Annotated in this window: 3 protein-coding genes; all 3 read left to right on the top strand. The window is 54.4% G+C overall.

Features of this window, described 5'->3' with window-relative positions; all coding sequences use genetic code 11:
* Position 1 precedes the first annotated feature (1 nt).
* The 3 genes from FOB24_RS18225 to ucpA all read left to right on the top strand — a co-directional run bounded on the left by FOB24_RS18225 (position 2) and on the right by ucpA (position 21,737).
* Complete coding sequence (locus tag FOB24_RS18225) at positions 2-18,640, top strand: Ig-like domain-containing protein (RefSeq protein WP_150345283.1); 18,639 nt, start codon at positions 2-4, stop codon at positions 18,638-18,640.
* A 34-nt stretch (positions 18,641-18,674) separates the two neighbouring features.
* Positions 18,675-20,828, top strand: coding sequence for a peptidase domain-containing ABC transporter (locus FOB24_RS18220; protein ID WP_394851904.1), 2,154 nt, complete (start codon positions 18,675-18,677; stop codon positions 20,826-20,828).
* A 117-nt stretch (positions 20,829-20,945) separates the two neighbouring features.
* Positions 20,946-21,737, top strand: coding sequence for an SDR family oxidoreductase UcpA (gene ucpA / locus FOB24_RS18215; protein ID WP_150345282.1), 792 nt, complete (start codon positions 20,946-20,948; stop codon positions 21,735-21,737).
* Positions 21,738-21,781 lie beyond the last annotated feature (44 nt).

Here is a 21,781-nt window from a genome sequence, read left to right as displayed (position 1 = left end):
TATGAGTAATACTATTTTTGCAAGCAATGATTCAATTGTCGACTTACAGCAGTATGGTGCTATGGATAGTGCCAAAGTCGTCATTAGTGGGACCGACTTTAAATTTATTTTTCCGGGTAATGTGGTGGTTAACGTTATTAACGGTGCTCTTTATTCAAGCCTTGAAAATAACCACGTTCACTTCAAATTCCAGGGGCAGGATGTTTCAGGTCAGCAACTGCTGAAAACGATCGACTTAAGCAATCTTCAACTTGAACGGCTTGACTCTGCACTATCAGATCAGCGTCAGGATCGCGTGCTGAAAGATAATATTAATAAAATCAGCGAGATTAATGCGAAAGACCTTGAGGAAGCTAAAAAAGAGGCTGCTGATCTGAAGCATGAAGCAGAAAAAATGCGTGCTGAAGCTGAAGAGGCGCAAAAAGCTTCTGCAGAAGTTCAAAAGCAGCTTGAGGAGTTCCTCAATGATAAAGCGCAGAGCAATGGCCAAAATGGCGCAGCCTCTCATAACCAGGGAGAAGAGCAACTGGATGCCAGCCTTTACCATAAGAAATATGACGATGACTCTGTGGCTGAGGCCAGTCGACTCGTTTTCTCTGATTACTCATCCAGTTCGTCCAGTTCTTCAAGTTCATCAGAATCTGATGAAACGCCCATCGACGTAAAACCTATTGATGTGGCTCTTAAGCTTGATGACGGCAGTGATTCTGGGGTAAAAAACGATAATATTACCAACGTCACCACGCCGCAGTTTGTTGGTTCTACCGATCCCGGATTGACAGTTTCACTGCGCATTGATGGTGTGGTTGTCGCCGTCACGACCTCCGATGCGATGGGCAACTTTTCATTCAATAGCGGCACGGTGCTGGCTGACGGACAACACAACGTCCAGGTCGATGTGACGGACGGGCAGGGGGGAAGCGGTAGCGCGAAAATTATCGTAACCATTGATACCGTCATCGCGGCTCCCACTTTCGAACTCGACGATCAGTACGCCATTCCTGCAGCCGATCGCATTGAGGGTGAAAATCTTACCCGTTTTACCGATGCGAAAATTATTGGTGAAGCCGAAGCAGGATCGCAGGTTGCTATCTATGCCAATGGCGTTCTGCTTACCACAGTCACCGTAGATTCTGATGGCGCCTGGTCGTATCAGTTTAGTGGTTCAGAATTAAATGAAGGCATTAATAATATTGAGATTGATGCTACGGATAAAGCGGGAAACACGGCATCAACGACCGGCGTTATTACGCTGGATACGATTCCCCCAGAAACACCCGTTATTATTCTTGATGAATCCAGTGATACGGGGATGTCCTCGACCGATAGCCTGACTAATGATAAAACGCCTTCTCTGCATGGTAATGCTGAACCGAACTCAACGCTCGAGTTATATCTTAATGGCTACAAAGTGGCCGATATCAGCGTGGATTCCATGGGGAACTGGCAATATACACTGCCGGAAAATAAAATTACCGCTGATGGTATTTATACTTTTGAAGTGGTCTCTTCCGATCGTGCGGGTAATACCTCAACCGCACAAATAGATGTGACTGTCGATACCGATATTGATGCATTCACACTGGCAATGGCTAGCCAGTCAGACAGCGGAGTTGCCGGGGACAATTATACCAACGATATTTATCCAGCGTTTACCGGTAAAACTGACCCAAATAGTCATATTGTGATCACTAACCTGACGACCGGGGAAAAGATTGAAATTGATGCTTCACAGAGTGGTAATTTCAGCTTTAACCTGGCGCAGGCCTCTGCAGAAGGGCTGAACGAACTCTCAATCACCGTAACCGATTATGCGGGCAACCAGCAAACCTTCAGCTACGAATATACTATTGATACGGTTGCTCCCGTATCGCCCGATATTGAACTGGATAAATACACCGTTTCAAAATCAGGCGATATTCTGACAAACGACGCCACGCCAGCCTTTACCGGTACAGCAGAAGCGGGCAGTACGGTGACGATTTATATTGATGGCAAGGCCTGTGGCACGGTGACGGCAAACCACGATGGTATCTGGTCGTTTACCTTGCCAAGCGATCTGGCTGATGGTAGCTATACTGCAGTGGCTTATGCGACTGACCTTGCGGGAAACGTTTCTCCATCATCTGCCGATTGTACTTTCACTGTCGATACCAGCACGACGTCACCGGTTGCCACGTTGCAGGCTGAAGATGATACGGGGATAAGCCAGACTGACTGGATCACCCGGCAAAATGATAATTTAACAATTGACGGGACCGCTGAAAAATACGCCACCATTACAGTGACGGTTGACGGTAAAGCCGTGGGCACTACCCAGGCTGATGCTAATGGCAACTGGCAGTTCGAATATGACCCTAATCCGGCGCTTTCCGATGGCGATTATACGCTGACTATTCAGGCTCAGGATGAGGTGGGGAACACATCGAGCAGTAGTTACGATCTGGTCATTGATACCGTCACCGTCACGCCGTCGCTTAAATTAGACACGGGTTCAGATACGGGATCGTCGAATGATGATGGTATCACCAAGGAAACGCAGCCGTTGTTAACCGGAACGGCTGAAGCCAACGCGACGATCGAGATCTTTATTGATGGTACCGTAGTCGGTCAGGTTGTCTCTGATAAAAATGGCGTCTGGAACTATCGTATCCCGGAAGAGGCGAGCTTAGCTGATGGCGAGCATGCCGTCGTTGTACGTGCAACAGATGCCGCCGGCAACAGCGCAAACTCGACCACGCTGGATATTGTGGTCGATAGTACGATGGAAACACCCACAATCCATCTTGATAGCGATAGCGGCATAAGTGATGCCGATCGCATTACCAATAACGCTTCCCCGATTTTCTCTGGTTCAGCCGAGGCTTATTCCAGCATCACTATTTATCAGGACGGGAAGGCCATCGGGAAAGTCAGCGCGGATGCTAACGGAAATTGGTCTTATAGCTTCACGGGATCGCAGGCGTTGACCGATGGAAGCTACATTTTTTATATCACGGCAACAGATGTCGCCGGCAACTCAGCGACATCAGAAAAAATTCAGGTCACCATTGATACCCAGGTTTCTATCCCTACGCTGGATCTGGCGGATGCGTCAGACACCGGCAGCCTCAACAGCGACAACATCACCCGGGACACCACGCCAACATTCTCGCTGGGCAATATCGATGCTGACGTGATCAGCGTGCAGGTCATTATCAACGGCACCGCCTATGACGCCGTGCAGTCAGAGGGCAAGTGGACCTTTACCGCCCCGGAACTGGCGGACGGCGACTATAGCATCAGTGTTATCGTCACCGACAATGCGGGTAATACCGCTAACTCGACCACACTGGCCATGACGGTGGACACCAGCGTGGCGGCGCCGGTGATCGCCCTGAGCGACGACACCGGCACGGCGGGGGATAACCAGACCAACGACGCCACGCCGGGCTTTGCCATTGCCACGGAGAACGACGCCGTCAGCGTGATGGTGAGCATTGACGGCGGCACCCCGGTGGCGGCGACGAAGGATGCGGACGGGCAGTGGCATATTGACAGCACCGCGCTGGCCGACGGCGACCACACCATTGTGGCCACCGTCACCGACCTCGCCGGTAACACCGCAACGTCCTCACTGGCCTTTACGGTGGACACCACGCTGTCGGTACCGACCATCGATCTGACGGATGCGTCAGACAGCGGCAGCAGCAACAGCGACAACATCACCCGCGACACCACCCCGGCCTTCACGCTGGGCAGTATCGACGCGGATGTGACGAAGGTGCAGGTCATTATCAACGGCACCGCCTATGACGCCGTGCAGTCAGAGGGCAGGTGGACCTTTACCGCCCCGGAACTGGCGGACGGCGACTACAGCGTCACGGTGCAGGTGACTGACGACGCGGGGAACGTGCAGACCTCCACGGCGCTGGCTGTGACGGTGGACACCCGCGTGGCGGTGCCGGTGATCGCCCTGAGCGACGACACCGGCACGGCGGGGGATAACCAGACTAACGACGCCACGCCGGGCTTCACTGTCAGCACCGATCCGGACGCGTTCAGCGTGATGGTGAGCATCGACGGCGGTAAGCCGGTGGCGGCGACGAAGACCGCCGACGGGCAGTGGCATATTGACAGCACCGCGCTGGCCGACGGCGACCACACCATCGTGGCCACTGTCACCGACCTCGCCGGTAACACCGCGGACTCGGCCACCCTGACCTTTACGGTGGACACCACGCTGTCGGTGCCGACCATCGATCTGGCGGATGCGTCAGACAGCGGCAGCAGCAACAGCGACAACATCACGAACGACACCACGCCGGCGTTCACGCTGGGCAGTATCGACGCCGACGTGACCAGCGTGCAGGTGCTGATCAACGGCACCGCTTACCCGGCGACACTGACGGACGGGACGTGGACCTTTACCGCCCCGGAACTGGCGGACGGGACGTACAGCGTCACGGTGCAGGTGACCGACGACGCGGGGAACGTGCAGACCTCCACGGCGCTGGCTGTGACGGTGGACACCCGCGTGGCGGCGCCGGTGATCGCCCTGAGCGACGACACCGGCACGGCGGGGGATAACCAGACCAACGACGCCACGCCGGGCTTTACCATCACCACGGAGAACGACGCCGTCAGCGTGATGGTGAGCATTGACGGCGGTAAGCCGCTGGCGGCGACGAAGGACGCGGACGGGCAGTGGCATATTGACAGTAGCGCGCTGGCCGACGGCGACCACACCATTGTGGCCACCGTCACCGACCTGGCGGGCAACACCGCGACGTCCTCACTGGCCTTTACGGTGGACACCACGCTGTCGGTGCCGACCATCGATCTGGCGGATGCGTCAGACAGCGGCAGCAGCAACAGCGACAACATCACCCGCGACACCACGCCGGCGTTCACGCTGGGCAGTATCGACGCCGACGTGACCAGCGTGCAGGTGCTGATCAACGGCACCGCTTACCCGGCGACACTGACGGACGGGACGTGGACCTTTACCGCCCCGGAACTGGCGGACGGGACGTACAGCGTCACGGTGCAGGTGACCGACGACGCGGGGAACGTGCAGACCTCCACGGCGCTGGCTGTGACGGTGGACACCCGCGTGGCGGCGCCGGTGATCGCCCTGAGCGACGACACCGGCACGGCGGGGGATAACCAGACTAACGACACCACCCCGGGCTTTACCATCACCACGGAGAACGACGCCGTCAGCGTGATGGTGAGCATTGACGGCGGTAAGCCGCTGGCGGCGACGAAGGACGCGGACGGGCAGTGGCATATTGACAGTAGCGCGCTGGCCGACGGCGACCACACCATTGTGGCCACCGTCACCGACCTGGCGGGCAACACCGCGACGTCCTCACTGGCCTTTACGGTGGACACCACGCTGTCGGTGCCGACCATCGATCTGGCGGATGCGTCAGACAGCGGCAGCAGCAACAGCGACAACATCACCCGCGACACCACGCCGGCGTTCACGCTGGGCAGTATCGACGCCGACGTGATCAGCGTGCAGGTGCTGATCAACGGGACGGCTTACCCGGCGACACTGACGGACGGGACGTGGACCTTTACCGCCCCGGAGCTGGCGGACGGGGACTACAGCATCACCGTGCAGGTGACCGACGACGCGGGGAACGTGCAGACCTCCACCGCGCTGGCTGTGACGGTGGACACCCGCGTGGCGGTACCGGTGATCGCCCTGAGCGACGACACCGGCACCCCCGGCGACAACCAGACTAACGACACCACCCCGGGCTTTACCATCACCACGGAGAACGACGCCGTCAGCGTGATGGTGAGCATCGACGGCGGTAAACCGGTGACGGCGACGAAGGACGCGGACGGGCAGTGGCATATTGACAGCACCGCGCTGGCCGACGGCGACCATTCCATCGTGGCCACTGTCACCGACCTCGCCGGCAACACCGCGACGTCCTCACTGGCCTTTACGGTGGACACCACGCTGTCGGTGCCGACCATCGATCTGACGGATGCGTCAGACAGCGGCAGCCTCAACAGCGACAACATCACGAACGACACCACGCCGGCGTTCACGCTGGGCAGTATCGACGCCGATGTGACGAAGGTGCAGGTTCTTATCAATGATACCGCCTATGACGCCGTGCAGTCAGAGGGCAAGTGGACCTTTACCGCCCCGGAACTGGCGGACGGGACATACAGCGTCACGGTGCAGGTCACCGACGACGCGGGGAACGTGCAGACCTCCACCGCGCTGGCTGTGACGGTGGACACCACCGTGGCGGCGCCGGTGATCGCCCTGAGCGACGACACCGGTACGGCAGGGGATAACCAGACTAACGACGCCACCCCGGGCTTTGCCATTGCCACGGAGAACGACGCCATCAGCGTGATGGTGAGCATTGACGGCGGCACCCCGGTGGCGGCGACGAAGGCCGCGGACGGGCAGTGGCATATTGACAGCACCGCGCTGGCCGACGGCGACCACACCATTGTGGCCACCGTCACCGACCTGGCCGGCAACACCGCGGACTCGGCCGCCCTGACCTTTACGGTGGACACCACGCTGTCGGTGCCGACCATCGACCTGGCGGATGCGTCAGACAGCGGCAGCCTCAACAGCGACAACATCACGAACGACACCACGCCGGCGTTCACGCTGGGCAGTATCGACGCCGACGTGACGAAGGTGCAGGTCATTATCAACGGCACCGCCTATGACGCCGTGAAGGCTGAGGGCAAGTGGACCTTTACCGCCCCGGAACTGGCGGACGGCGACTACAGTGTCACCGTGCAGGTGACCGATGACGCGGGGAACGTGCAGACCTCCACCGCGCTGGCCATCACGGTGGACACCCGCGTGGCGGCGCCGGTGATCGCCCTGAGCGACGACACCGGTACCCCCGGTGACAACCAGACTAACGACACCACCCCGGGCTTTGCCATCACCACGGAGAACGACGCCGTCAGCGTGATGGTGAGCATCGACGGCGGCACCCCGGTGGCGGCGACGAAGACCGCCGACGGGCAGTGGCATATTGACAGCACCGCGCTGGCCGACGGCGACCACACCATTGTGGCCACCGTCACCGACCTCGCCGGCAACACCGCGGACTCGGCCGCCCTGACCTTTACGGTGGACACCACGCTGTCGGTGCCGACCATCGACCTGGCGGATGCGTCAGACAGCGGCAGCCTCAACAGCGACAACATCACGAACGACACCACGCCGGCGTTCACGCTGGGCAGTATCGACGCCGACGTGACGAAGGTGCAGGTCATTATCAACGGCACCGCCTATGACGCCGTGAAGGCTGAGGGCAAGTGGACCTTTACCGCCCCGGAACTGGCGGACGGGGACTACAGCGTCACCGTGCAGGTGACCGACGACGCGGGGAACGTGCAGACCTCCACGGCGCTGGCTGTGACGGTGGACACCAGCCTGGCGGCGCCGGTGATCGCCCTGAGCGACGACACCGGTACCCCCGGCGACAACCAGACTAACGACACCACCCCGGGCTTTGCCATCACCACGGAGAACGACGCCGTCAGCGTGATGGTGAGCATTGACGGCGGCACCCCGGTGGCGGCGACGAAGGCCGCGGACGGGCAGTGGCATATTGACAGCGCCGCGCTGGCCGACGGCGACCACACCATCGTGGCCACCGTCACCGATCTGGCGGGCAACACCGCGGACTCGGCCATCCTGACCTTTACGGTGGACACCACGCTGTCGGTGCCGACCATCGATCTGGCGGATGCGTCAGACAGCGGCAGCCTCAACAGCGACAACATCACGAACGACACCACGCCAGCCTTTACGCTGGGGAATATCGATGCGGATGTGACGAAGGTGCAGGTTCTTATCAACGGCACCGCCTATGACGCCGTGAAGGCTGAGGGCAAGTGGACCTTTACCGCCCCGGAACTGGCGGACGGCGACTACAGCATCAGCGTGCAGGTGACCGATGACGCCGGCAACACCGCGACCTCGGCGGCGCTGGCTATCACGGTGGATACAGAGGTTCTGCCAGTCAATATTGTGCTGGATAAGACGTCTGACACGGGAGAGAGCTCGACAGATAATTATACTGCGGACACAACACCGACGTTTAAGTTCAGCAATATTCCGGACGATGTCGCCACTATTACCCTGACGTTGAGCACCGGGCAGCACTACACAATAGATCTGAGCAAGAGTACTTCTTTCACCCTACCTGATGAGTTGCAAGATGGCAGTTACACTGCAACTGTGACGGTGACTGACGTGGCAGGTAACAGTGCTGACAGTAAGATTAGCTTTACTATCGATACCATTGTCGATAAACCGACAGTCGAACTTGCGACGGTATCTGATTCGGGTGACAGCCAGACCGATGGGCTGACTAATGAGACGAAGCCGCAATTCCAGATTAGTGGCGTGGATACTGATGACGTCAATACGATTACGATAGCGATTGTGAGTAGCGATGGCAGCTATAAAGATAGTTGGACACTGGACAGTGAAACCTACGAAAGCGGAGCCTGGGCCTGTCCGGTTGCGCTGGACGATGGGCAATATACGATAACGGTCACGGTTGAAGACATGGCGGGTAATCAGAGCACCTCTGACGCTGCCAGGTTTGAAATAGATACTGTCACTCACATCGACTCTATCGTGCTTCTGGATGATACCGGTTCAAGCACTACCGATAACCAAACCAATGTGAATACACCTGAGTTTGCGATCGGCGTGCCGGATGATGTCACGCATGTCAGCATAATGATTGATGGTAAAGCGGCTGGTGAAGCTTCTAAGCAGACCGATGGAAAGTGGCATTTTTCCACCGCGGTGCTCGCCGATGGAGCACATACTGTGTCGGTTACCGTAACAGATGAAGCGGGTAATACCAGTAATAAAGATCTCAATTTTACGGTTGATACGACCCTTTCTGTGCCGACGCTGCAGCTTTCAAGCGATAGCGATACGGGGCACAGTGATTCAGATAATGTCACTCAGGATGTGCGCCCAACGTTTGTGATCGGCAATATCGATAGCGACGTTGTCAGCGTTTCACTGACGATTAACGGTCAGACATGGCCTATTACGGTTGAAAATGGCAGTGCTACCTTTACCGTTCCCGCCGATCTGCCGGATGGGATTTGGCAGGCCCAATTGACGGTTGTTGATGATGCAGGTAATGAAAAGACGACCTCACTCTCCGTGACCATTGACACCTCCACCAGCGTGGACGGTATTACTCTGCAAAGTGATACCGGCGTGCAAAACGACTGGATGACCAACGATTCCACCCCAACGTTTGCGATCACCGCGCCTGCTGATGCGCATGCTGTCACTGTCAGCATAGGCTCACTGACTCAGGATGCCATTTTCCAGGAAGGGAAGTGGGTGGTGACTCTGCCATCTGCCCTTGCGGACGGTGAATATACGCTTACGGTGACCGTTACGGATGACGCAGGCAATACGGCGAATCGCGCGCAAACATTCACCATTGACACCACCCTGGAGCCGCTCACCGTCAAGATGATGGCGGCGGATGACAGTGGTGTGGTAGGCGACAATGTTACCAACGACACAAAACCTACGTTTGAACTAGGCAATGTGCCGGCAGATGTTTACAGCATCGAAGTGACGCTGAACGGCGCGACGACAACCATTAAGAAACAAGCGGATGGCAGTTGGACCTATACTCCAGAAACCGCCCTTGTTGAAGGGAAATATACGCTGGATGTACGCGTTACTGATGAAGCAGGAAACCAAAGAACGTCGACATATGATTTCACCGTGGATACCTCGGTGGATATTAATTCCATCACTCTGACGACAGATACTGGGGATTCGTCCTCCGATGGCATCACGAATGCTGCCCAACCGATATTTAACGTCACCACCTCTGATGATGTCGTCAGCCTGACGGCAACGATTAACGGTCTTGCCTGTACCGTGGTGAAAAATGCCAACGGTGACTGGACCGTCACCTCGCCGATACTCTCTGTCGCTGGAGATTACACGCTGACCGTTACCGTTGAAGATGCCGCAGGGAACACCACCAGCGACACGAAAACGATCACCTTTGATAACCAGCTTTCCGTACCGACTATTGCGTTCGACGCGGGTGATGACACGGGTTATGACGCTACCGATCATTTGACGAGTAACAATAAGCCCACGTTCCTGATAAGCAACATGGACAGCGACGTGACGCATGCCGTCATTACGCTTGATGGGGTGCCGATTACGCTGACGCAGGATGGCAGCGGTAACTGGAGCTTTACGCCTCCATCGGCACTTTCGGATGGCAATCATAAAATGATCCTGGAAGTGCAGGATCGGGCGGGAAATACCTCAACGCAGACCTTCTCCTTTACAGTAGATACTACATTATCGACGCCAACTATCGATCTCAGCAGCTCATCCGACTCGGGTGATAGCGACGACGATAATCTGACGTCGAAAACGCAGCCCGAATTTGTTATCAACAATGTTGATGGTGATATCTATTCAGTTATCGTCACCCTGAACGGTGTCGACTATGACGTCACCAAAAATGCCGACGGCGAGTGGGTATTCCTGGCTCCTAAACTGGCCGATGGGGACTATACGATAACGGTCACGGCAACCGATAAAGCGGGGAACGAACGGACGTCCGATCTCGATTTTACCATTGATACCGCGGTGGCAATCGATCAGATTACCATGTCTGATGATACCGGTTTTTCTTCGGATGACCATTTAACGAACGATACCATCCCAAGCTTTGATATTAGCGTTGCCGCAGATGTTACGCATGTCTCGGTGGCACTGGACGGCGGTGATGCCCAGACGCTGACGAAAACCAATGGCAAGTGGACCTACACCGCCAGCTCGGCGTTGACCGATGGTGAGCATTCGATTGTCGTCAACGTGATGGATAAAGCGGGCAACACAACCCAGGAAACTTTCACCTTTACTATCGATACAACGCTTACACCTGTGACGGTGGATCTTAAAGACGAGGACGACAGCGGCAGCAGCTCCGCCGATAATTACACTAACAATACCCAGCCGACGTTTGAGTTTGGTTCGCTGGATAAAGATGTTTATAGTCTGACGGTGAACCTGAACGGCAAAGATATTCCTGTGGATTTGACCAGTCAGCCGGTGAGTTTTACGCCGGATGAAGCGCTGGCAGACGGCACTTACACCTTAATTGCCACGGTGACGGATAACGCCGGAAATACCAAAGAAACTCCGCTGACCTTCACCATTGATACGCAAACGTCGGTATCGGTGGACTTTGTCGTCGGTGACGACACGGGATATTCCGACAGCGATAACATAACGAAGAGCAATGCCCCTGAATTTGAAATCAGCGTTCCGGCGGATGTGGAATCGGTGAGCGTTACCCTCAACGGCACGGTGACTTCGTTGACGAAGGATGAGTCCGGCCGCTGGATCTACTCGGCTCCGGCACTGGCAGATGGCAACTACACTCTCGACGTTTCAGTAGTGGATAAAGCGGGTAACACCGCCAGCACTGAACTCAAATTTGTGGTGGATACCACCCTTAGCACGCCAACAATCGATTTAGCGGCTGCAAGTGATACGGGGACCTTGTCAAACGATCACCTAACCAACGATACGACGCCATATTTCACGCTCGATAATATCGATAGCGATGCTTATAGCGTCACTGTCACTATCAACAATAAAACCTATAACGCGACGGAAAAGAATGGAGTATGGGGCTTGCAGTTACCCGATGCTGATGCCCTCCCGGATGGAACTTATACCGCAACTGTTAAGGTTGAAGATGATGCAGGCAATACCAAATCATCCTCAATGAGCTTTACCGTTGATACCATTTGCTCGGCACCGGTTCTGGCGCTGGATAATGGCAGCAACAGCGGCAGCACTGATGATAACATCACCAACGTGACGAAACCGGTTATCAGTATCAGCGGCGTACCTGCCGATATCGCCAGTATAACGGTAACTCTTGGTGACACGACGCTGTCACTGGATCCGTCGACAACGAGCTGGCAGGTACCGCAAAGCCTGGCGGATGGCGCATATAGCGTGGTCGTGACCTTTACGGATAATGCGGGTAACAGCGCATCGACAACCTATAACTTTACCGTTGATACGGTGGTTGACTCTCCTGCCGTGCTGCTGCTGGATGATACCGGGCAGAATACCACCGATAACCTGACTAACGTCTCAGTGCCGCGTATCCAGATTAGCGCGGCGGAGGAACTCACCTCCGTCACCGTCACGCTCAATGGGCACACGCAGACGCTGGAGAAAAACGCCCAGGGCGAGTGGATTTATACCGCTGACATGCTAGCGGATGGTACTTACACCGCCACCGTGGAGATGGTCGATGTCGCGGGCAACCACCAGACAGAGACCCTGACTTTTACGATTGACACTCAGATCCCGCAGCCAACCATTTCGATGGATAGCGCCAGTGATTCTGGCGATAGCTCAAGTGATTCGTTAACCAATGATACGCAGCCGACGTTCATAGTTTCCGGCGTGCCGGACGATGTTGATACCGTGTTTGTTGTTATAAACGGTGCGAAATATACGGCGACACAAAATGAAGCTGGGGAATGGACGGTTACCTCAGCCAATCTGGCGGATGGTAACTACACCGCAGAAGTGACCGTTACGGATAAAGCCGGTAATACCGCTGAAAGCAGCATGAATTTTACCATTGACACACACGTTGCGCTGTCGGTGGAGCTGCTGGCCTCTTCTGATACAGGCTCTTCGCAGACGGATAAAATCACCAAAGATACGTCACCTACGTTCGGCGGTCTGACGGACAAAGACGCAACGCTAGTGGTGACCGTGCTGGATGAGAGCGGTAATGCGATTCAGACCCAAACGATCTCTCCTGCCTCGGACGGGACCTGGTCTATTACGCTGGGTGATTTGACTGATGGCAACTATACCATCTCGGTTACCGCGACCGATAAGGCCGGAAACACCCAGGCAAGCAACATTGATTTTGTTATCGATACAGTGGTTAACGCGCCGGGTGTTGCATTGAGCGAGTCCGATCCCGGGAATAACCATGAAGCCTTAAGTCTGGCGCCAGAATTCAGCGGTACTGCGGAAGCAGGATCGACGCTGGTGATAAGTATTGATGGCGTTACTGTCGCCAGTGTTGTGGCGGACAGCAACGGAACATGGTCATGGACGCCGCCGAGCGCCATTAACTCTGGCGATCATATTATTAGCGTCGTCGCGACCGACAAAGCGGGTAACGTCTCTGATGCCACTAACTTCGCCTTTATCATTCCGCTGATCGACGTCGATCCACCGACACTGCAGCTACAAACCGCATCGGATAGCGGCTCCATTGGTGACTTTGTCACTAATGATACGACGCCATCAATTACCGGGACATCGCTGCCGGGCAGCACCGTGACGATCTATGTTAACGGTGAGGTGGTTGGTACCGCGGCAACGGACTCAACCGGACGCTACAACTTTAACCTGCCAGAAATGGCTGAAGGGACCTACAGCATAGAGGTGAGCGTCATTAACCCGAACAACGGGGAGGAGGTAAAATCTGACCCTGCAAGTCTGGTCATTGACACGCATGTGGTTCCTCTTGACTGGGATATTAACGGATTAAATGATGAAGGGTATCTGAACACCAATACCCCGGTAGTGAGCGGAATCTCTGAAGCCGGCGCGCATATCAAGGTGATGATTGACGGTCGTGTAGTGGTGGAAACGGTTGCCGCCAGTGATGGTAAATGGCTGGCATCGATTACAAACATTGGCGCTGACGGAGAGCATGAGATTAGCTTCTCGGTAACAGATGTGGCGGGTAACACAGAAACCTTCGGCCCGGAGAGTTTTGTTCTCGATACCTATATTGCGCCACTGACCGTTGATTTACGCGATACGGATGATACCGGCACCAGCGATACCGACAACATCACCCAAAAAACCAGCGTTCACCTTGACGGTACCGCAGAAGCGGGCTCAACCGTTACGATCGCCAATACGCAGGGCGAGATTCTGGCTACCATTGCCGTGGAGAGCGATGGTGCATGGAGTACGGAAATTACGCTGCAGGAGGGGATGCAAACCTTTGTGGTGACTTCCACCGATGCTGCTGGCAATACCGTCTCCAAAAATATCGATATTACCCGCGATACGCAAAATAGCATCACTGACGTAGTCCTGAGTCGTGATTCCAACAGTGCGGACACGCTGGACGCCATCACCAAAGTGACTACGCCAACCCTGACGGCAGTCACCGATCCTAATGCGACGGTCGATGTTTATGTCAATGGCGAAAAAGTTGCCACGGTAACCGCCGATGCGGCAGGGACAGTGAGCTGGACGATGCCGGAAAGCGCCGACGGTTCTTATGATATTAAAATGGTGTCGACGGATGCGGCAGGCAATACCGCAACCAGTGCAACGACTACCGTTGTTATTGATACCGTAGTTGACAATTTTAGCGTCGATACGCTGCCGGACCTGACCAATAGTAAAGCGCTGAGTGTCACAGGTACCGGTGAAAGCGGCGCTACGATTACCGTCTATTTGAATGGCGTCGCGGCAGGCCAGGTTACCGTAGCGGCTGATGGCAGTTGGACGGTACCGCTGATCCTCAATGATGATGGCGAGTACAGCCTGACGGTACAGATCACGGATGTGGCCGGAAACAGCCAGACCAGCGATCCATTTGTCTTCACGCTGGATAGCCATACCGATTACCCGACCATCAACCTGGATGACGCGTCTAACTCAGGCTCGCTGGATGACAACATAACCAGCGACAATACGCCAGCCTTCCATGGTACGGGAGAGCCGGGGGCGACGATTTCTATTCTGGTGGATGAAAAAACGGTCGCAACGGTAACGGCGGATGACGAAGGCAACTGGACGTGGCAATACCCAACTACGTTGGCTGACGGTGAATATTCCATCCGCGTAGTGGCGGAAGATACGGCGGGCAATACCGCAGAGTCGGCACGCATTCTGGTTACGGTCGATACCAGCACCTGGATTGAGCTGGATAAAATGAATCCTGATGGTGGCCTCTACTCTAACGATTATGTTACCGCCCGAACGACGCCGACGTTCCAGATCAACGGTGAAACGGGTCAGCCCGTCAAGGTTTATATTGATGGTAAGTATGTGGAAACCATCACGATCTCCGGGCGAAATTATCAATATACCGTTCCGCAAGCGCTGGACGACGGTAGCCATACCATCCGCTTTGATATTGCCGATGCCGCCGGCAATACGGCCTCCACTGGCGATCAGAAGTTCACGATCGATACGGTTAACGATACTCCCGTCACGCTGGACAATATTAACGGAGAGAGCGTCGCTGACCACACCGTTGATGGTACGATTTACATCAATGATATTTCTGCAGGTATTAAGCTGAGCGGTATGGCTGAGGCTAACAGCTATGTCACTGTCAAAATTAATGGAATGACCGTTAGCAACGTCTGGGCAGACGGTACAGGAAAATGGAGCGTAAACGTTAATCCTATGTTGCTTAGCGATGCGACATGGACCGTCCAGGTGAGTTCAGAAGACCGCGCGGGGAACGACAGTACCGTCTCAACCTTCACGATAGTGATTGATACCTCCATCAGCCAGTTCACCGCCAACGTGCAGGACGACAAAGACAGTTCGGCCGATAAATGGGTAGTTAACAACCGCACGCCTGTCTTTAATGGCGTCGGTGAGGCGGGGGCTACTGTCACCCTGATGGTGGCAGGGATGGTGGTGGCTACCACCACAGTTGCCGCCGATGGCACCTGGAGCATCAAGGCCAGCGCGTTGCCTGAAGGGACCAGCAATTTAACCTTCACCATTAAAGATACTGCCGGCAATACCCAAACCATTAACCATGACATTCTGGTCGATAGCGTTGCGCCAAATACGCCAACGGTAGAGATCTCTTCCTGGAACGAAGAGGGGAACCTGTGGATCCTCTCAGGCAAGGCGGAAGCGGGAACGACCATTGTTATCAAGGATGAGTCCGGCAACGTTATCACCACGGTTAATGTCAACAGCTCCGGCAGTTGGAGTACCGCGATTAACTATCCTGATGGCGGTAAAGTCAGCATTCAGGCAGAGGATTCTGCCACCAATATCAGCGTGCCTGTCGACCTTGATGTGATGTTCACGACGCCAGCCGTGGCGCTGGATGTGTCCTCAGACGGTGGTGCGCTGGGCGACAACCTGACCAATGACTCAACCCCGACGCTGGTTTTGAGTAACATCGAGAAGGATGTCGTTGCGGTGAGCGTAACGATTGATGGAACGACGGTGCAGGCAACGAAGATCAGCGATGGCGTCTGGACCGTAACATGGGGAACTCCGCTAAGTGACGGCGAATGTGACGTTCAGGTGAGCGCAACGGATGCGGCAGGAAATACCGCAACGCAATCCTTTAGCTTTACTATTGATACTGTGCTCAGCGCGCCGGTCATCGCCATGGATGCGGCAAGCGATACTAGCACGGTGGGCGATAACATCACGCAAACCGTTAAACCGACGTTTGTCGTGACTAACGTTGACGCTGATGTGACGAAGGTAGAGGTGACCTTAAACGGCAATACGCAAACCCTGACCAAAGACGCTTCGGGTAACTGGATCTATACGCCGGAAACCCCGCTGGCAGACGGTAACTGGACCGTTGAGGTGAAAGTAACCGATGCGGCAGGGAATACTAAGCAGTCCAGCCTGGATTTCACCGTTGACACTAGTATCAGTACGCCGACGGTGGCTCTTGATGCCAGCAGCGATACCGGTGATGTCGGTGACAACCTGACGAATGAGACGACGCCAACCTTTATCCTGAGCAATATTGACCCGGATGTCACTTCGGTGATGGTGACGCTGAATGGCGAAACGCACAGCGCAACCAAAGATGAGCAGGGTAACTGGACGTATACGCCGGAAACTGCGCTGTCAGACGGTAGTTGGACCCTGAAGGTGAAAGTCACGGATGGCGCAGGTAACACTGCGGAATCTTCACTGGATTTCACCATTGACAGTACGCTAAGCACACCAACAGTAATGATGGATACGGACAGTGACACCGCAACGGCAGGGGATAATATCACCAGCGATACGACGCCAACCTTTATCCTGAGTAATATCGACCCGGACGTCACGTCGGTGATGGTGACGCTGAACGGTGAAACGCACAGCGCAACCAAGGATGAGCAGGGTAACTGGACGTATACGCCGGACACCCCGCTGGCGGACGGCAGCGGAACGTTGGTGGTGACCGTGACCGATGCGGCGGGCAATAGCGCGGATGCGTCCCTGGATTACACCATCGACACCACTATCAGCACGCCGACGATCGCCCTGGATGCGGGCAGCGATAGTGGTACGGTGGGTGATAATCTGACGAAGGATACGACGCCAACCTTTATCCTGAGTAATATCGACCCGGACGCCACGTCAGTGATGGTGACGCTGAACGGTGAAACGCACAGCGCAACCAAGGATGAGCAGGGTAACTGGACGTATACGCCGGACACCCCGCTGGCGGACGGCAGCGGAACGTTAGTGGTGACCGTGACCGATGCGGCGGGCAATAGCGCGGATGCGTCCCTGGATTACACCATCGACACCACGGTCAGCACGCCGACAGTTTCCCTGGATGCGGGCAGCGATAGCGGTGCCTCAGGGGACAACATTACTAAGGACGACACCCCAACGTTTATCCTGAGTAACATTGATCCTGATGCAACTACCGTAACGGTGACCATAAACGGCGAAACCCACAGCGCCACGCAGGATGAATCAGGCCACTGGACCTGGACACCTGAAGAGGCGCTGGCTGAAGGCACCTGGACGTTGGTGGTGAATGTCAGCGATGCGGCAGGTAATACCGCCAGCCAGTCGGTTGAGTTCACGGTCGATACCCATGTCGATAATTTTGATGTGACTTTCGATGGTACGAGTAGCCAGGAACAAACCTGGCAGACCGATGAGTCAACCTTGTCGTTTAGCGGGCATGGCGAAGCGGGAGCCCAGGTTAGCGTTTCACTGGATAATGGCGATGTGCTGACGGCAAACGTGGATAAAGACGGTAACTGGAATCTCCAGCTTGAGGATGTGGCGCAGGGCGAGCATCAGCTTACCTTCACCATTACCGACGTGGCGGGTAACACCAGCACCGTGACGCACGATGTGGATGTTGGAACCGATGACCCGGTGTCGCTACGCAGCAGTCTGTACAGTAGCGAGCAGGACACCAGGGACACCATAGAAGTGGAGTCGTCGCATCCGGTCTTTGAGTTCAACCTGGACGCCAGCATTACCCATGCCAGCGTTGAACTGGACGGTGTCACGCATCCGCTGGTGCCTTCGCCGTCTGGCTCTACGCAGTTCGACGTGCCTGTGGCGCTGGAGGATGGCCCACATTCTCTGGTATTGCGCACGCAGGACAGTGCCGGGAATAGCGAACGTCAGGATATCGCCTTTACGGTGGATACCAGTAGCCGCAGCGTCGTTGCAGGCATGGACGACGCCCGCAGCGATGAGAGTGACGCGCCGCATTCTGCAGCGGATCAATCCTCTTCGCATGAAGCAGCCAGCTTCGCGGCACAAGTGATGAGCATTAGCCAGAGCGTCGAAGATAATCAGGACGATCAGCAACATCACCATCAATAAATAACCGTTTCCCCCGTACAGGACGTGCGGGGGAATGAGTGCAAATTCTATGAATGATTTTACGCTATATGATTTAGGCCTGGCTGGCGTTATGCAATACATCGCTAAAAACCACGACTCACGTATCGAAATAGATGAAGCGAAAATACCGGTCACGCTGTCGCAATATGATAAAAACGATCCGAACCATGAAGCGCAGATTAAAAACTATTTTCTATCATTAGGTCTGATGATCCACGAGGTGAAATTCTCGCGCCCCGACGATTTGCTGAATGAAAATATGCCGCTGATTATATTAACCTCCGACATGCAATGGATGGTGTGTGTCGGGTGCCAGGAAGGGGGGCTACAGCTGGTCAAGCGTAACAACGAGTTGGGTGTCGTTGCGTGCGCCAGAGAAAACATCCAGACGATTTCGGTCTTTCTGATCCAGCCTTTAAGCGGGATGACTGAATCGATAAAAATCAGCTCGATATTAAAATCCGGACTGCAAAATAATAAAGTTTTTTACAGTAAGTATTTTTTTACCTCGCTGTTTATGGCCTTGTTTGCCCTGACTATCCCGGTTTTCAGTAACATTTACTACGATAAGCTTGTACCGGGGTCATCGACCGCCTCTCTGTTTGGGGTGGTGGGTATCGTACTGGTATTTATCGTCTTTGAATTTTTACTGCGATCCTCGAAAGATATCTATCAGTCGATTGTCTCGCGCCAGGAGGATGTCAATATTGATGTCTCTTTTGTGGAGGCATTGATCTACAACACCACTAAAAGCAGCTCTATGTCCTCCGTGTTTGTTCTGTGGACAGAATTTCAAAAAATAAAGCCCGTGCTGTTAAATTCCGTTTTCCAGCGCGTGTCGGATATTCCGGTATTTATTATTTTTTGTGTGATTATTTACATTAATCTCGGTGCCCTGGTGTTAGTGCCCGTGATGATGATGGTGGTGTCGCTACTGTTGGCGTGGGGATACTTCAAGTATACGGAAGTGCTGATGGATAAAATGAAGGAGAGCCAGTCAAACCGTAACGTTTTCATTACTGAATTACTCTATTCCCTACGTACCATCCATACCTTAAACAACAAAAACCTGATGCTTGATTGGGTTAATAGCAGTAACAATCAGTCATGGCTTAGCTTAAAGTTGCGTAAGGCTGGGGTCTATTATCAGTCTGCGCTTAGCGCGATGTCGAACCTGAACCAGATCCTGCTGATGGTTTTCGCTTTTTTCCTGGTCATCAAAGGTGAAATCACCACGGGTGCGATTGTCTCTTCCGTTATTGTCTCCGGGCGGATGTCGGGGATCATCTCGGGGTTATCATCAACGCTCTCTACTATTTTTACGACTAATAAAACCATTACGGATTTAATGAAAATGTTTATGCCGGCAGGGCAGGAACATGAGCAAAAATTGCTGCAATCGATTGTTAACGTGCGCGGTGATATCTCTCTACGCGCCCTGAGCTATCAGTACGATCCGCAATTACCAAAAGCGCTGGATACGCTGACGCTGGATATTCCTCATGGGCAGCGGGTGGCAATTATTGGCGAATGTGGTTCCGGGAAAAGCTCGCTGGTTTCCCTGCTCTCTGGCTACTGTCCACCTACTGAGGGCAGTATTATGTACGATGGCTACAATACCCGACATCTGGCGCAGAACTTTTTCAGCCGCTTTATCAGTATGGTGACCAATAATGACACGTTGTTTACCGGCAGCATTGAAAGTAACTTTGCCCTTAAAGATTGCGACAACCGCAAGAAGGTGATCGAGGCGCTTAATCTGGCGAACTGTACCTTTGTGCTCCAGCATCCTATGGGGCTGCGTTACCCGGTGATGTTTATGGCGCGTAACTTATCCTCAGGGCAAAACCAGCAGCTGTTATTAGCGCGTAGTTTGAGTAGCGATGCTCAGATTTACTTATGGGATGAGCCAACCTCGAATATGGATGAAATGACCGAACAGCGAATCTTCGATCATCTCGATCACTTTATCAGCGGTAAGACACTGATCATGGTGACGCACCGTCGTTATTTGCTGAAGTATTTCGATCGTGTGCTGGTCATGAAAGGGGGCAAAATCATTCGTGACTGCACGCCGGATAAACTATTAGGGCCAGCAAAAGTTGATCAGACAAAGCCGCCTGTTCGCATAACGGTTGCGTCAGCGAACGAAAAACAAGCGCGTTGACGATATTTTTTCATTGACCGGACTGATTAGTGAGCCGTTTCGCAGCACCGATTTGTTATTGCTGTATCTTCTGCGTGAATGAAGCGAAGGCTTCATATTCAAAAGGAGAATATTGAAATGGGAAAACTCACGGGCAAAACAGCATTGATTACGGGCGCATCTCAGGGTATTGGCGAAGGGATCGCCAGAACGTTTGCCCGCCATGGCGCGAACTTAATCCTGCTGGATATCTCCGATGAGATTGAAAAACTGGCGGATGAGCTGGCTGGACGCGGTCACCGCTGCACGGCGGTTCACGCGGATGTCAGAGATTTTGCTTCAGTCACGGAAGCGGTGAAACGCGCGAAGAAGGTTGAAGGCAAAATCGATATTCTGGTCAACAACGCCGGCGTATGTCGCCTCGGTAACTTCCTTGAGATGAGCGATGACGATCGCGACTTCCATATTGATATCAATATCAAAGGCGTCTGGAACGTAACGAAAGCCGTACTGCCGGAGATGATTGATCGCAAAGACGGGCGCATCGTGATGATGTCCTCAGTCACTGGCGATATGGTGGCCGATCCGGGCGAAACGGCCTACGCAATGTCAAAAGCGGCGATTATCGGCTTAACCAAATCGCTGGCGGTGGAATATGCGCAGTCCGGCATTCGCGTGAACGCCATTTGCCCTGGCTATGTTCGTACGCCGATGGCGGAAAATATTGCGCGTCAGTCCAATCCGGACGATCCGGAATCTGTATTAACTGAAATGGCGAAAGCGATTCCAATGCGTCGTCTGGCCTGTCCGCTTGAAGTCGGCGAACTGGCCGCGTTTCTCGCCTCGGATGAGTCCAGTTATTTAACTGGCACGCAAAACGTCATTGATGGCGGCAGCACTTTGCCTGAAAGCGTAAGCGTTGGCATCTGATTGATGCCGGTCTCCTCCCCGCGTGATGGGGAGGAGGTACCCCT

Origin of the sequence: Citrobacter werkmanii, assembly GCF_008693645.1 — a bacterium.
Taxonomy (GTDB): domain Bacteria; phylum Pseudomonadota; class Gammaproteobacteria; order Enterobacterales; family Enterobacteriaceae; genus Citrobacter; species Citrobacter werkmanii.
The sequence above is the reverse complement of the archived record's forward strand: the minus strand, read 5'-3'. Positions and strand labels throughout refer to the sequence as shown.